This window comes from Helicobacter cetorum MIT 99-5656, from assembly GCF_000259275.1.
Classification (GTDB): Bacteria; Campylobacterota; Campylobacteria; order Campylobacterales; family Helicobacteraceae; genus Helicobacter; species Helicobacter cetorum.
Genome location: NC_017735.1, coordinates 42183 through 55516 on the forward strand (window position 1 = coordinate 42183; position 13334 = coordinate 55516).

A 13334-nucleotide genomic window follows, 5' to 3' on the forward strand; every position below is an offset into this window, starting at 1 on the left:
TAGATTATTTCAAAAAAACGATTAAGGGCTTCTAAAAAACAATCAAAAGAATGTTTTTTTGTATGGGTGGGGGTAAAAAGGCAAAGTTGAAAGCATTAAAAAACCTTGCTACTCCACAATTTGATAAACATAAGAAATATTAGCATGCTCTTTAGTTTGTAATGCATTCTCTTCTAGCATGTTTTGGATTTTTTCAAAACTATATTGCAAGTGGTTATAAGCAATAATAACCACCTCATCATCTTTTTTTAAGAAATGCGTTTGAGCAAAAGGCATGTAAGGGGTGGCTCCGATAGTTACAACCATTTTAGTAGGAAAACTATGGCGCTCTAAAAAAGGTCTTAGGGCTTCTAAAGAATCGCAATCTTTTTGATAATTGAGCCTGTCTTTAATCCAGTCTAGTAGCTTTTGATAAAAAAACTCGTATTTAAGCAATTTGCTATTTTCTCCATAAACATGCCATAGGTTATTACGCTTCAAAAACGATGCGATAGAAAAATTATTGCACACGCCCCCATAAGCAAATTTATCAATAGGAAGTTTCTGCCCCATGCCCTTAGAACCTGATGAAAAATTCTTTTTTTGCGAGAGTTTTGCAGCGTCTAAATTACGCACAGAAGTGTCATTAAACGCCATGAAAAAATTAGGCACAAGCTCAACGACCAAATGATTTTCATCGTATTTAACCTCACATTCTAAAGCGACTTCAGGCTCTGCTTGAACTTTTAAGCTCAAATCACTAGGTAAAATAATCTTTTCATTATCAATACAAAAACGCCCCAAATACGAATCTTCATGAGGAATATAAAAAGGAAACAACCCCTTGGGTGCGTCTTTTTCTTCACTTTTCATGTTAATAAAACTATGACTCTCTCCTGCTTGCTCCAAATGCCCTGCAAAATTCCCCACCACACCAAAACCTAAAAATTCTTGCACGAAAACCTCCTAGCAAATAGCATACGCTTATTAGAGTTCATTTCATTATAGCACAAAAAGAAAACGCTCCAAAAACTCTCAAAAACTTAAGCCCTAAGCCAATAAATACGCCCTAGCACTCTCTTTATCCAAGGGATAAAGCTCGCATGTTTTACCCCCAATTTGCACCAAGTAAGCTTGCTCTTTTAACGTCTTAGCATAGCCTAGAGCGATACGCCCTGCCAATTCTTTATCTTCCTTGCTAGCGTCTTTATCCACCAAACTTAAAGGGCCTTTACAATCTAACAACTCAATTTTATCCATTAAGGGGTGTTTAATATCAAGCTTGTGATTTTCTTCTTCGTTTCTTGCCACAACCAAGCGAGCGTTATTAGGTAAGACAAAGTAACGCCCCATTTTAACAATCACGCTATCTTCAATCACCATTTCTCTATGCTCTTTTAAGTTCTTAATCTTGTTGCTCACCTGAATATCCGTAAGCAAGCACCCCCCACCTGGCTTTTCATAGTATTTCAAGCCATAATCTTTTACCATTTGTAATTGCCTACTACGCCCCCTACCACTCACATCTAAAAGCTTCTCTCTATTGACCCAACCCTTTTTTTCCATAAAGGTAGGCTCTAAGAGTTTAGCGCTCATAGGGCGTAGTAACAACTCATCTAAAAATTGTGGCTTTTCATTATTTGTGCCATTTCTATCTAAAATCTTATCAAAGCACTCTTCTTCGCCCACACTTCGAACGAGCTTTCTCACTTGGTCAAGCGCTTCTTTTCTTTGAGATTTGGGGCGTTGTCCTAGCACTTCCCCACTCAAAACAAAATCAGCGTTTAATTCAAGCATTTTATAAAACGCATTTCTAAACATGTTTGCATGGCAATCTATACAAGGGTTGAAATATTTTCCATAACCATATTTTGGCTTAAACAACACATCATTAAAAAATTGCTCTCTAATATCACACACTAAGAGCTTGGCTCCAATTTGAGCGGTGGCGTTTTCAAAATACTCTCTTTTATCCTTGTTCCCCCCAAATCCTATATTAAAATGCAAAGCGGTTACTTCAATGCCTTGCTCAATGAGTAATTTCATAGACAACAAACTATCTAGCCCCCCACTAAATAAGGCTAAAGCTTTAATTTTTTTCATACAGCGACTAATTCTCCTTGCTTTAATTTGATAATGGCTTCACGAGCCTTTTTTAAAAAAACCACTTTTTCATCAAAAGAAAGTGAGCTTTTAGGAATTTCTTTTAATTGCCGTTCATAATAGCGTAAAATCAACAAGCACAATTCCTTTTCAAACCCCCCTTTTTTTAGGGGTAAATTCGTGTCTAATAATAACGCAACTAACTTGGGGTCATCTAATTTTTCTTGACATAGGGCTTCAAATTCTTGTTTTTTATGCAAGAATACCCCACTATGAATATAGCCTATTGCCAAGTCTAATAAGCTCCTGTCTTCTAAAAGATAGCGAATCACTAATTTTTCTAAAAATTCTAAACTCAAAAGATTAGAAGAAATTGCAAAATTTTTAGGGTATTTTTGAACACTTGTATCTCTTTTGTTAGAAAAAGGCGTAGCAAAAGAATCTTTGATACCCAAAACATGCAAAGGCACTTGTAAAAGAGTGGCAATGAGTGGCTTGTATTCAGCTTGCAAAAGCAATGAAAAGCCCTTTAAGAAATTGAGCATTTCTTTAAGAGCTTTATCTTTTTCTAAGGGGTCATTGAGCGTGTAGGTGCTTGCCATATGCCTTAAAACAAATTCAATGAAAGCTACAGGGTGCGACAATAAAGCTTTCAAGGTTTCAATATTATTGTTTGCTACCATATCCGCTGGGTCTAGGTTATTATCAAATAAAACCACTCCGCCACTTCTTTGCTCTTTAGCCAACATTAAGCTCGCTTTATAAGCGGCGTTTTGCCCAGCCTTATCCCCATCATAGCTAAGAATGATTTCTGGCTCACCTTTTTTAAGCAAGGGTAAATGCGACAATGTTAGAGCCGTTCCAAGTGTGGCTACTGCATTCTTAAACCCCGCTTGGTGCAACAAAATCACATCTAAATAGCCTTCTGTGATGATAATTTGCTTTTGTTTATAGATTTGTTCCTTAGCCAAATGATAGCCATAGAGCAAGCTGGATTTATCAAAAAGCTTGGTTTGGGGTGAGTTAATATACTTAGCCATGCCATCTTTTAGGGTGCGTCCCCCAAAACCCACCACTTTAGCACTAGGATTATATATAGGAAACATGATACGCTCCAAAAAGCGTAAATATATTTTGTTACTAGGACTATTTTTATCGTTTCTATTACCATCATTTTTGCCAAGCACTCCAAGCTCAATCAATTTGTCCTTATCTAAGCCTTTATGCTCAATATCAGGAAGTATTGTTTTTGTGCATAGCCCTAGTTTGAATGCCTGAATGCTTTCTATACTCAGTCCCCTTTGTTTTAAATAGTTTAAAAAATAAGGGGCGTTAAAAAGCTGTGCTTGATACAACGAACTCACTTCTTCTAGCAAATGGTAGTCTTCTTTGGTGTTATAATGTGTGCCTTTCTCATATTCTAAGGCCACATTGAATCTATGGGCTAATTTTTCAACCGCTTCCACAAACGAAAGCTTTTCAAACTCCATAACAAATTTAATGCTATCCCCACTCGCTCCACAACCAAAGCAATGATAAAACCCCTTAGCCTGATTCACGCTAAAACTCGCACTACGCTCATCATGAAACGGACAACGAGCCATGTAATTTGCACCGGTTTTTCTTAAATCCACATACGAACCTACAACATCTACAACATCTACAACTTGTAAAAGACGCTCAATGGAGCTTTTAGTAATCATTATTTACGCTTTCTTTTGTTATCAACGCTCATTTTTTTGAATTATACTCCAAGTACTAAAAGCAGAATTTAAAAAATCTAATTGAAAGCGTTTATCAAAAAGCAAAAGATGTAGAGCGTTATAACGATTTTATGAGACATAGGAATGATTATTTAGGATAGTGAAGAATATACGATTAAATTTAATGAGAGTGGATTGTTAAATACTAATAGACTGATAGAATATGAAAGATTATACAAATAGATTAAAAATAGAAATAGTAGGGTTTATGTAAATATAGGACATTACCTAGACAACGAGCAAGAAAAATACACAAAGAAATTTAAGAAAAACGCAGAGATACCTTTTAAAGTCATAGAAAAACACGAGTAGGAAACAGAGCAAGCAGAAAAATAAGCCAAGAAAGAGTTTGGAAAGAATTACAGCGAGTTTTCTTTAAAACCTAACGAAGCCCTAGAAAAACTATTAAAAGAAAAGAACGGACAAGTTACACTAGCCATGTATAGAGATGATTTAGGGGGGATTGATTTTGTATGGGGTAAGGGCGACAAAAACGGTTATGGACTAGAACACATTTTAGAGCGTAGAGAACAACAAGCCATTAATAATGGACTAAGCGAGCAAGAAGCGAAAGAATACGCTTTAAATGTAATTAAATCAATACCAGAGATACTAGAGAAAGGCGAGAAAAAGCCTAAAGGAAAGAGACAAGGCATTGAATACAATAGAATGAGAGTCGGTCTAAGTGATAAGATAGGGAACAAAAAACTAAATAATCAGTGGGTTATCAGTAGCTATGAAGTATATAACAGCGAGAATGAGCTACTATTACACTCTTTAGCCCAAGATTACAAGGGGCAAGTTAAACCCCTAAACTCACTTGAAAATAATCATACCACAGAAAATTTAACTACCAAAGAGCCAAACAAAGAAGCCAACACTTTAAAAGCGTATAATGAAAGCTTTGAAAATAAAAACAAAGAAAAAAACATGAAAAAACTCTCTTTTGATGAGATTAAGCAATTGATTGATAACGCCCCCACTAAAGGGAAAGACATTTTGTTAATAGGAAATGAAAATCTAACCCCTGAAATCGTGGAGTATATCCACAAGAAACAGAGAAAGGTAGGGATAGAAAAATTGAATGAAAATGAAATTAAGGCTTTTAATTTTGAATACCCTAAAAACGCTAAAATCATTATTGATTATCAAGGGATACAACACGCCCTAAATAAGCATGGCGTTAATTCAGCTAATGTTCGCTTAAGCAAGCAACTTCCTATCACATACACTGATATAGCAAACTACAGAAATATCGTAAATAACGCCGATGAAACCATTAAGAAAGGTAATAGGATAATGAGCTATAAGCAAATTAACGGGCATTTCGTGGTAGTGGAACAAATCAACAGAAATCAAAGCGAGTTTCTATTCAAAACCATGTTTAAAGAGAAAGGGAATTATAAGAATGGTGCAGACTACAAGAAAAATATCAGTGAGAATTAAAAAGCCTCACCTTAACCATACACAAGCCCATGTGTCTTGTGTGTTAGGGCGTTTTGGCACACTTAAGCAAGTGTTTTTATGTGATAGCATTATCAAAATGCCACCACTACAAGCTAAAAACTTTGTTTTTAGCTCACGGCATGATACTACCCAAAAAGAATTAATAAGGCAAGATGAGACCATAAATCAAAGACAAAACCAACAACATAAAACTTAACCCAAAGGATTAAAATGTTAAAAAACAAAAGCCTTTTAAATGAAAATCAAACACAGCAAGAAATACTTAATCAATATATTTTAATGGTAGAAGAAGCTAGACACATAAGCGACAGACGCACTAATACTAATTTTTGTTTTATGGCGTTTCATTTGATTTGTTTAAGCGTAGCTTTAATTTTAGGGGGGTTTAAGGCATGCGTGTTTATAAGCGTGGGCTTAATTTTGTGTATCGTATGGTTAGAGATATTAAAAAAATCAAAAGCCGTTAATAGCATTAAATTTGAGATTATTACGCAGTTAGAGAATAGTTTAAGCGTTAATCTATTTAGTTATGAGTGGTATTTAATGCAAGAAAAAAATAAAAATTTTAAACTATTTTTTACTATTGAAAGCAAGATGCCCATCTGTTTTTTTGTGGCATATTTGTTTAGTTTTTCTTGGAGACCATTCCAAATTCTGTGTCAAGTAACATATTTATAACCTTTTGAATCTCTAAATACTTCTCTTTAATCTATTCTCAAAGAAAATAGCTAATTGAGATAAGGTTAGACTAGAATTATGAAATAGGCATACCCTATTTAGAAGTAGCGTTTAAAATACCCATATAAAGTAATTTTAATAAAGAATTTTCATTAGGGAAACCCCCTTATAGTTTTAGTTAATTTTTTCAAATTGTCTATGGACTAGCTCAATAATATTAGTCGTATAGATAATCTTTCTAAGCAGGGGGATACTTAAAAAATAAAGAGAGATTATCCCATTTATTTTGCCAAGATTTAAGCACTAAGAGATACTTACTACCCCATTTTTCATTAAGTCTAATAAGCTCACTTTCAGCTATCTCTTTAGTAGAGGCTTGATAGACTAGCTTTAAATCTTTTAGAAATTCCTTTTGATACTTGCTCCCCACAAATTTAATAGAATTTCTAATTTGATGGACTATACAAAGCTGAACTTCTGTTTTAGGAAAAATACTATTGATAGCTTCAGGAAATCCTTTTAAACCATCAACTGAGGCTATAAGAATATCCTCTAACCCTCTATTTCTTAAATCGCTTAAAACACTAAGCCAAAAATTAGCCTCCTTTACTTTCACTTAAATATAATCCTAAAACTTCTTTTTTACCCTCTAAATCTAGTGCTAGAATGGTATAAACCGCCTTAGTAACATACCTACCATCTTCTTTAATCTTATAGTGGATTGCATCTAAATCACACAAAAGGATAGATAGCTTTAAGGAGTCTAATTTGGACATTCTCTTAGCTTGTCTATGATTTTATCTGTAATGGCACTCATAGTGGCTATACTTAACTCTATCCTATAAATTTCTTCAAATATGTTTTACAATATCCTTATAGTTCAATCCTAAGCCATACATAGAGAGTATCCAATCTTTCTATTTCATTAGAGATACTAGTTTGATTTTTCTTTACAATTTGGGGTTCAAAAGTTCCTGCTCTATCTCTTCTTAGTATTCAGTATAAAAGCTCCATCGGTGCTTTTAATAGTCTTAGAAGATTTACCATTCTTACGATTTTTATTGCCCCCTAAAAACCTTAGTGCAATATGGGTTTTTATTGCAACTTTTAGTGCTGCTTCTATAAGTTGTTTAACTAATGGAGCTAAAACACCATCTTTACCACTAATTTTTTTACCTGCTAAAATTTGTTGCACTGCGTTATTAAAATCAAAATTTTGTTCTTGTTCTGTCATAATCAATCCTTTTTGTTATTTTAGTGGATTGACACAGAATTTTTAATGGACCCCTTTCTTGCTCTGCTAATTGTAGGGGGGTTAGGGCTTTTTCTTGTTTTATTAGTTCTTTTTGGGTAGGATTGTTTTTAGCGTCACCGTGAGAGAGAAACTCACGGCGTGCAACAGGATTATTTTCTGTTAGCAAGGCGCTTGAAACTTCTTTATATCTATTACTATTTTTATAATTACCATTGCTCTTATACATCGTTTTTAAAGCTAGTTCATTATTGCCTGTATATGCAACTTCAACCACCACTGCATAGCCGTTAATTTGCTTAAACGCTGTTATTGTATTATTGCCCCTATTGTCTTTAGTCTTAATAACTTCATCAGCGTTGTTAATAAAATTTCTATAGTTTGCTATATCTTGGTAAGTTATAGGATTTGTATCTTTTGAATGCTTTTTTAAAATGTGTTGTATCGCTTGATAATCTAAACTCGCTCTTATATTATCATCGTGTTTAAAATTCAAGTCTTTTAATAATTCTTGTTCTCTTGGGCTTATTTTCTCAATAATCATTTTTTTATTGTTTTTATGTAAAAACTCTACGACTTCATCGTTTAGATTATTATTTCCATAAATAGGTGCGTTAATGCCTTTTGTAGGTAGTTTTTCATTTGATAGTAATTCTTTTATTTCTGTATTTTTCAAATTCAAATCTGAAAAATTAAGCCCTGTATCATTATTTAAAGCGTTGTTTATTCTGTTTTTAATCTCTTTTTCTGTGGCTTCGTTTGTGGCTTGTCTTAATGGCTCTTGGGTGGCTTGTGGTAGATGGGCATCGTTTGTGGCTTGATTTAGATGGGCATCTTTTATAGCTGGCTCTGTAACTTCTCTCGCTGGCTCTTGTGTATTTAGGTGGGCTTCTTTGGTGGCTTGCTCTGTGATTTCTTTCGCTTGCTCTTGTGTGGCTTGTCTTAATGGCTCTTTTGTATTTATAGGGGAATCGTTTGTGGGTGCTTTTAATGGCTCTTTTGTTGCTGGCTCGCTGGCTTGTTTAAAATCTTGTTTAGCTTGATTTAAACCGCCTTGTAATTCATCTATAATCTTAAGGGTATCATTTGAAAATTTAGAATTTTTAGCGCTTAATTCAAGGTTTTTACTAAACTCATCAACGCTTGAGCTTCTCTCTAAAGCTCGCTTAATGTGGTATTTTAAAGCGGCTCCTGCGGTGCTTTCGTTTAGGGCTTTGGGTAGCTTTAGCCCTAGAAATCTATCGGGGGCATTTCTATAGAGTGTCCCTAAAGCAAACTTAGTCCATAAAAACTTCGCCGCCCCGCTTAGGGTGGTGGCTAGTCCTTGGTTAATGTTTTTAGTAGTAGCGGCTTTTAGGTTGTTAGCTATTTGTGAATCATTTTTAAAAAGCTTATGAAAGCCGTTAGCTATGTCTATATATTCCTTAGCCTTTGGGGTGTTAAAAACGCCGCCTTTAAATTCATTTAACTTGTTAAAAAAGTTATGACTATCAAAAACTTTTAAATCGCCTTGTGTGCTATCTTGCATTAAGCGATTTAGCATGCTTAATTCTATGCGTTCTCTGTCTTGTGTGTTTAAGCCTTTTGTTAAGACTTCGTAATTGCTTAAATCTTTCTCGCCTTGTCCTTGTATAACTTTCATTAAGGATTTAATAGCATCTTGCTCTTTCACATTTCTATCTCTTATTTTAGCGGTGTCTATTAAGTCCATGGTGGCTTTCATATTTCTGTAATCATTTATTGCAGTGTTATGTAGCTCTTTGATTGGCTCTTTTGTGGTTTGTCCGCTGGTGGCGGTGGCTTGCCCTTACATGACTTTGTATATATCTATCGTTAATATTTGGGGTAAAGTTCTAAAAATTGTATCATTGTCTTGTGCCATTGGCATATGAATGTGTTCGTTATTCCCATCTGTGAAGGATTTAATATAATCTTTTTTAGCTGCATCTTTGTCTTTTGTAAAAATTTCAATGTGTGGCTCTTTTAAAGTCGGTTCTACAAAGTTTAAATAAGCTAGTCTGTGTTTGCTATTTGGTTTTTCTCTCAAATGATTAAATTGTCTAAAGGCTACAAGCCCTACACTCATTAAATAAGCAAAAAAACCCTACCAAAAGATATATCTCAAGGTCAAGCGATTTTGACCCCTGCTAACACGCCTTAAATTGAGTGGGCATCTCACATCTTTACATCTCAAATACAAAAGTTCATATGGCTTAAAACTTGGATTTTAAGCCCTTTTTTGCTTAAGCCATCTGAAATTTTAGCCTAAAAGCTTCTCTAAAAACAGCACAAAAAAATCGCTTCTTGTTTTAGCAAATTTTATAAAACATCTTAGCTTAGTATCTTATAATCCACAAAGCCACCAAACCACCGATAATAAAAACCCACTAACCCTAAAACAAGCTTGTACCTGTGGTTAAGCTTCTTGGTTTCATTCTTTTTTTATGAGAACGACAAACTTCTCAAGGATGATTCAATGCTGGATTTTGCCTTATTCTTTAATCTTAAATTCTAGCTTTTTCAACATTCAAAAAGTTATTTTTCATTAAAAACATTATTTTAAATCATTTGTTAATTATCTAGGTTTTTATGCCCTTTGATTATCGTAAGTTACTTATAAAATTTTGAAGTTCAATTGATTAAAAAACTCTTTTCTATTTTTGACTCATTTGGCTTGCTCTTTAGCCATCTGTGCGTGTTTGCAATCTTTCTTAAAAGATTTGGCAATGTAGTTTGTTTTGAGTGTAGAAGTGAAAGCTTCGTGGCATTTTTGAAGTTTCTTATCTCGTGCCTGGGGGTTTTGAAGATAGTATTTCACCGGATGCACGAAACTAAAATAAAAACCCATAGGGGCGTTACGGCTACTTGGCGTGCCTTCGCAATGGTCGCTACAATAATTGCTCTGTGCTTTCAAACCCTCTAAAATTAGAAGCACTAAAAAAACTATCTTTTGCATCAAAAGTCCTTTTAATAGCTTACTCCCCACCAAAATACACTAACGCTGAACCCCAAGTGAGACCCCCACCAAAAGCGTCTAAAAGCATTAAATCACCCTTTTTTAAACGCCCTTCTTCATAGGCTTCACACATAGCCATAGGAATACTTGCAGCTGAAGTATTGCCGTATTTATGCACCGTTAAAACCACTTGCTCATCTTTGAAATCTAAATGCTCTCTCACGGCTTGAATGATTCTCAGATTCGCCTGGTGCGGAATAAACAGCCGCACATCTTCAGGTTTCAAAGCGTTTTTTTCTAAAATCATTTCTACATCTTTGAGAAGCGTTTTAACCGCCAACTTAAACACTTCATTCCCTTTCATGTGTAAAAAAGGCATTGAGCTATCTTCATGCGGACTAAAGGGCGTTGCTTGAAGCGTTCGTGGCGTGTAGAGATAGTCTGAAAAATTCCCATTCGCTGAAGTTTGCACATCTAAAATGCTCTCTTTTAAATCTGTTGTCCTACCTACTACACACGCCCCAGCCCCATCACCAAATAAAATACAAGTCCCCCTATCCTTAAAATCTAGCACGCTACTAGTCTTTTCTGCTCCGACAATCAGCACATTTTCATACATCCCACTCTCAACATAGGCCTTAGCTACAGACAATAGATAGATAAAGCCTGTGCAAGCGGCTGATATATCAAAGGCGGGCTTGTTCTCAATGCCTAATTTCGCACTCAACACACAAGCAGTTGAGGGCATGGCTAAAAAATCAGGGCTTAATGTCGCCACAATAACTAAATTAATGTCTTGTGGGGTGAGTTTTGCACGCTCTATAGCCTTTTTAGCAGCCATAAAGCCCAAATCACTACTTTTTTCACTCGCTTGTGCGAAACGCCGCTCTTTAATACCTGTTCGCTTCTCTATCCATTCATCACTGGTATCTAAAAATTTTTGAAACTCCGCATTCCCTACACACTCATCTGGAGCATGCATAGCAATTGACTTAAGAGAGGCATAAAACTTCATTCAATCCCCTTACAACAATGAGCTAGCATTCTGAGTACCACACTCACACCGAGATGATTTCAAACGCTCAAACGCCTTTGTGATTCTCAAACAAACTTGACTTTCAACAGCACTAATAGCCTGGTAAATCGCACATTCAATCGCCCTAGCGTTGCTCTTACCATGGCTAATAATCACGCTTTTATTAACCCCAAGTAGTGGTGCACCCCCATACTCGGCATAATCGGTTTTTTGCTTCAAGGTGTTAAAGGCGTTTTTAAGCATTAAAGCCCCTATTTTAGACTTAAGAGAGCTTTTAATTTCTTCCTTAAAAATAGAGCCTATCGCACTAGCCACACCTTCAGTCGTTTTTAACACCACATTACCTGTAAAACCATCACACACAACGACATCTACAAGTCCCTTAAAAATATCATTCCCTTCTATATTACCATAGAAAAAATCATAGTTTTTAAGCATTTTGTGGGTTTCTTTGACAAGCATGTTACCTTTGATATCTTCTTCGCCATTACTCAAAAGCCCCACCTTAGGATTTTCATAATTTAACACACTTCTAGCATACTCATACCCCATAAGTGCGAAATCTACCAGGTATTCAGGCTTACAATCAGTATTCGCTCCCGCATCTAGCAACACACCAGGGCGTTTGCCAACACTAGGCATTAAAGTGCAAATGGCGGGTCGCTCTACACCTTTGATACGCCCTAAGCGTAAGGTTGCTAAACCCATAGTAGCCCCGCTATGTCCCGCTGAAATCAAAGCGTCAGCACCATTTTTCAAAATATCCATACCCAAATAAATAGAAGATTCCTTACGCTTAATAGCCTCAGTAGCCACTTCTTCCATTCTAATATAATCTTGTGTGTGAATAATATCAACTTTGCTCGCTAACTCTTTAGAAATAAAAGGAGTCGCCTTGTTTTTATCCCCCACCAAAACAACGCTAAAACTCCTATTTTCTAGGGCTCTTGAAACGCCCTCAATAACAGGTAAAACCCCATGGTCAGCTCCCATTAAGTCTATGACAATTTTCATTATGTATCCTTAAAAGGCTTGTGTAATCTCCCCACCTACTCCATAATAATAGAACCCCTTATTAAGGGTGCTTTTATTACTGGTATTCTTTGGTAAATTTATTCACATGGTGAGAAAGCTTCCAAGTGCCATCTTTTGCTTTCACAGGCTTAGCTAGTTTAACGGTGTAATGGGTGCGTCTTTTTGCCGCTCTTGTTTTACTCACTCTTCTATCAGGTACTGCCATAAAATCTCCTTAAAATATTCAATCTGTATAGTGGTAGTCTAATTTAATGGACTCCACTTCAGAGCGTAAAATCTCGCTCAAATCAATAAAACCATTGAAAGATTCAATAACATCTAAATTATCAAAACCTAAACTTTGGCTTTGCATATCCCACACGCCGTCTGAAACATGCAAAACCAAAGGCTCATCAATTTGACGCTTAAATTCCTTACCGCTTAAGCTACAAACAAGCATAAGCTCCCCCTTAATTCGGGCATTCAAGCGAAAAATTTTTCCATTCAAACGCACAACTTCGCCTTCTAAGCTCACGCCTTCATACTCTAAAGAGATTTTTTTAGGCACATTAGAAGCGATTTTACGCATTTCAAGCTTCATGCTAACGCTTTGAAAGTCCTAAAGTTCTCTAGTGGCAAAAAAGAAAGCGATTTCATTCTTTGCATTTTCTAAGCTATCGCTCCCATGCACTGCATTTGCGTCAATGCTTGTTGCAAAATCCGCTCTTATAGTGCCTTTTTGAGCCATTTTAGGGTCGGTCGCCCCCATAAGCTCCCTATTTTTAGCCACAGCATCTTCACCTTCTAAAACCATAACCACTACCGCACCACTTGTCATAAACCCCACTAAGTCTTTGAAAAAAGGTCTGTCCTTATGCACCGCATAAAAAACCTTAGCATCTTGCTCGCTTAAATGCAAGCGTTTCATAGCGATTACTTCTAGATTATTGCTCTCAAAACGCTCAATAATTTTTCCTACAACTCTTTTTTTAACCGCATCAGGCTTAATAATAGATAGCGTTCTTTGTTTCAATTTAAACTCCTTGTGAATTTTTGATTATACAAAAATTTTTCTAATTTATTACC

14 protein-coding genes and 1 pseudogene are annotated in these 13334 nt (G+C 35.7%); 3 read left to right on the forward strand and 12 right to left on the reverse strand.

The features are described 5' to 3' along the window. Positions 1–108 precede the first annotated feature (108 nt). From HCD_RS00215 to dnaG, 3 genes are all read right to left on the reverse strand, one after another. Positions 109–936 carry a DUF5718 family protein gene (locus HCD_RS00215; RefSeq protein WP_014658600.1) on the reverse strand — a complete coding sequence of 276 codons (828 nt, stop codon included), beginning with the start codon at positions 934–936 and terminating at the stop codon, positions 109–111. 93 nt (positions 937–1029) lie between these two features. Further along, complete coding sequence (locus HCD_RS00220; RefSeq protein WP_014658601.1) at positions 1030–2082, reverse strand: MnmA/TRMU family protein; 1053 nt, start codon at positions 2080–2082, stop codon at positions 1030–1032. Beyond that, a complete protein-coding gene (gene dnaG, locus HCD_RS00225; RefSeq protein ID WP_014658602.1) occupies positions 2079–3785 on the reverse strand; it encodes a DNA primase in 1707 nt (568 codons plus the stop codon). The genes HCD_RS00220 and dnaG overlap by 4 nt, the downstream gene beginning before the upstream one ends. A 498-nt stretch (positions 3786–4283) precedes the next feature. Here dnaG and HCD_RS00230 point away from each other — a divergent pair, with 498 nt between their 5' ends. Genes HCD_RS00230 through HCD_RS00240 form a run of 3 tightly spaced genes read left to right on the forward strand, consistent with a single transcriptional unit; the run spans position 4284 to position 5990 of the window. Further along, positions 4284–5291 (forward strand): putative barnase/colicin E5 family endoribonuclease, encoded by a 1008-nt coding sequence (locus HCD_RS00230; RefSeq protein WP_014658603.1) that lies wholly within the window; start codon positions 4284–4286, stop codon positions 5289–5291. A gap of 31 nt (positions 5292–5322) precedes the next feature. Further along, complete coding sequence (locus HCD_RS00235; protein ID WP_162097468.1) at positions 5323–5508, forward strand: hypothetical protein; 186 nt, start codon at positions 5323–5325, stop codon at positions 5506–5508. Between the two features lie 14 nt (positions 5509–5522). Continuing rightward, positions 5523–5990: a RipA family octameric membrane protein gene (locus HCD_RS00240; protein ID WP_014658605.1), complete on the forward strand. Its 468-nt coding sequence runs from the start codon at positions 5523–5525 to the stop codon at positions 5988–5990. 12 nt (positions 5991–6002) lie between these two features. On the opposite strand, the pseudogene HCD_RS00245 reads toward HCD_RS00240, so the two are convergent. The 9 genes and pseudogenes from HCD_RS00245 to ndk all read right to left on the reverse strand — a co-directional run bounded on the left by HCD_RS00245 (position 6003) and on the right by ndk (position 13281). After that, positions 6003–7224, reverse strand: a pseudogene (locus HCD_RS00245) (IS256 family transposase). Next, entirely contained in the window at positions 7199–8770 is a 1572-nt protein-coding gene (locus tag HCD_RS09255) for a PBECR3 domain-containing polyvalent protein (protein ID WP_227624872.1), read from the reverse strand. The pseudogene HCD_RS00245 and the gene HCD_RS09255 overlap by 26 nt, the downstream one beginning before the upstream one ends. A 279-nt stretch (positions 8771–9049) precedes the next feature. Continuing rightward, entirely contained in the window at positions 9050–9328 is a 279-nt protein-coding gene (locus HCD_RS00255; protein WP_014658610.1) for a hypothetical protein, read from the reverse strand. A 579-nt stretch (positions 9329–9907) separates the two neighbouring features. Further along, the gene (locus tag HCD_RS00260) at positions 9908–10198 is read right to left on the reverse strand and encodes a hypothetical protein (protein ID WP_014658611.1); all 291 of its coding nucleotides are present in this window, start codon (positions 10196–10198) and stop codon (positions 9908–9910) included. 19 nt (positions 10199–10217) lie between these two features. Next, the gene (gene fabH, locus HCD_RS00265; RefSeq protein ID WP_014658612.1) at positions 10218–11213 is read right to left on the reverse strand and encodes a ketoacyl-ACP synthase III; all 996 of its coding nucleotides are present in this window, start codon (positions 11211–11213) and stop codon (positions 10218–10220) included. 9 nt (positions 11214–11222) lie between these two features. Continuing rightward, the gene (gene plsX, locus HCD_RS00270) at positions 11223–12248 is read right to left on the reverse strand and encodes a phosphate acyltransferase PlsX (protein WP_014658613.1); all 1026 of its coding nucleotides are present in this window, start codon (positions 12246–12248) and stop codon (positions 11223–11225) included. Positions 12249–12324: 76 nt separating this feature from the next. Then, the gene (gene rpmF, locus HCD_RS00275) at positions 12325–12474 is read right to left on the reverse strand and encodes a 50S ribosomal protein L32 (protein WP_014658614.1); all 150 of its coding nucleotides are present in this window, start codon (positions 12472–12474) and stop codon (positions 12325–12327) included. Positions 12475–12492: 18 nt separating this feature from the next. Further along, on the reverse strand, positions 12493–12849 hold the full coding sequence (locus HCD_RS00280) for a DUF177 domain-containing protein (protein WP_014658615.1): 357 nt from the start codon (positions 12847–12849) through the stop codon (positions 12493–12495). Positions 12850–12867: 18 nt separating this feature from the next. Continuing rightward, complete coding sequence (gene ndk, locus HCD_RS00285) at positions 12868–13281, reverse strand: nucleoside-diphosphate kinase (protein WP_014658616.1); 414 nt, start codon at positions 13279–13281, stop codon at positions 12868–12870. Between the last annotated feature and the right edge of the window lie 53 nt (positions 13282–13334).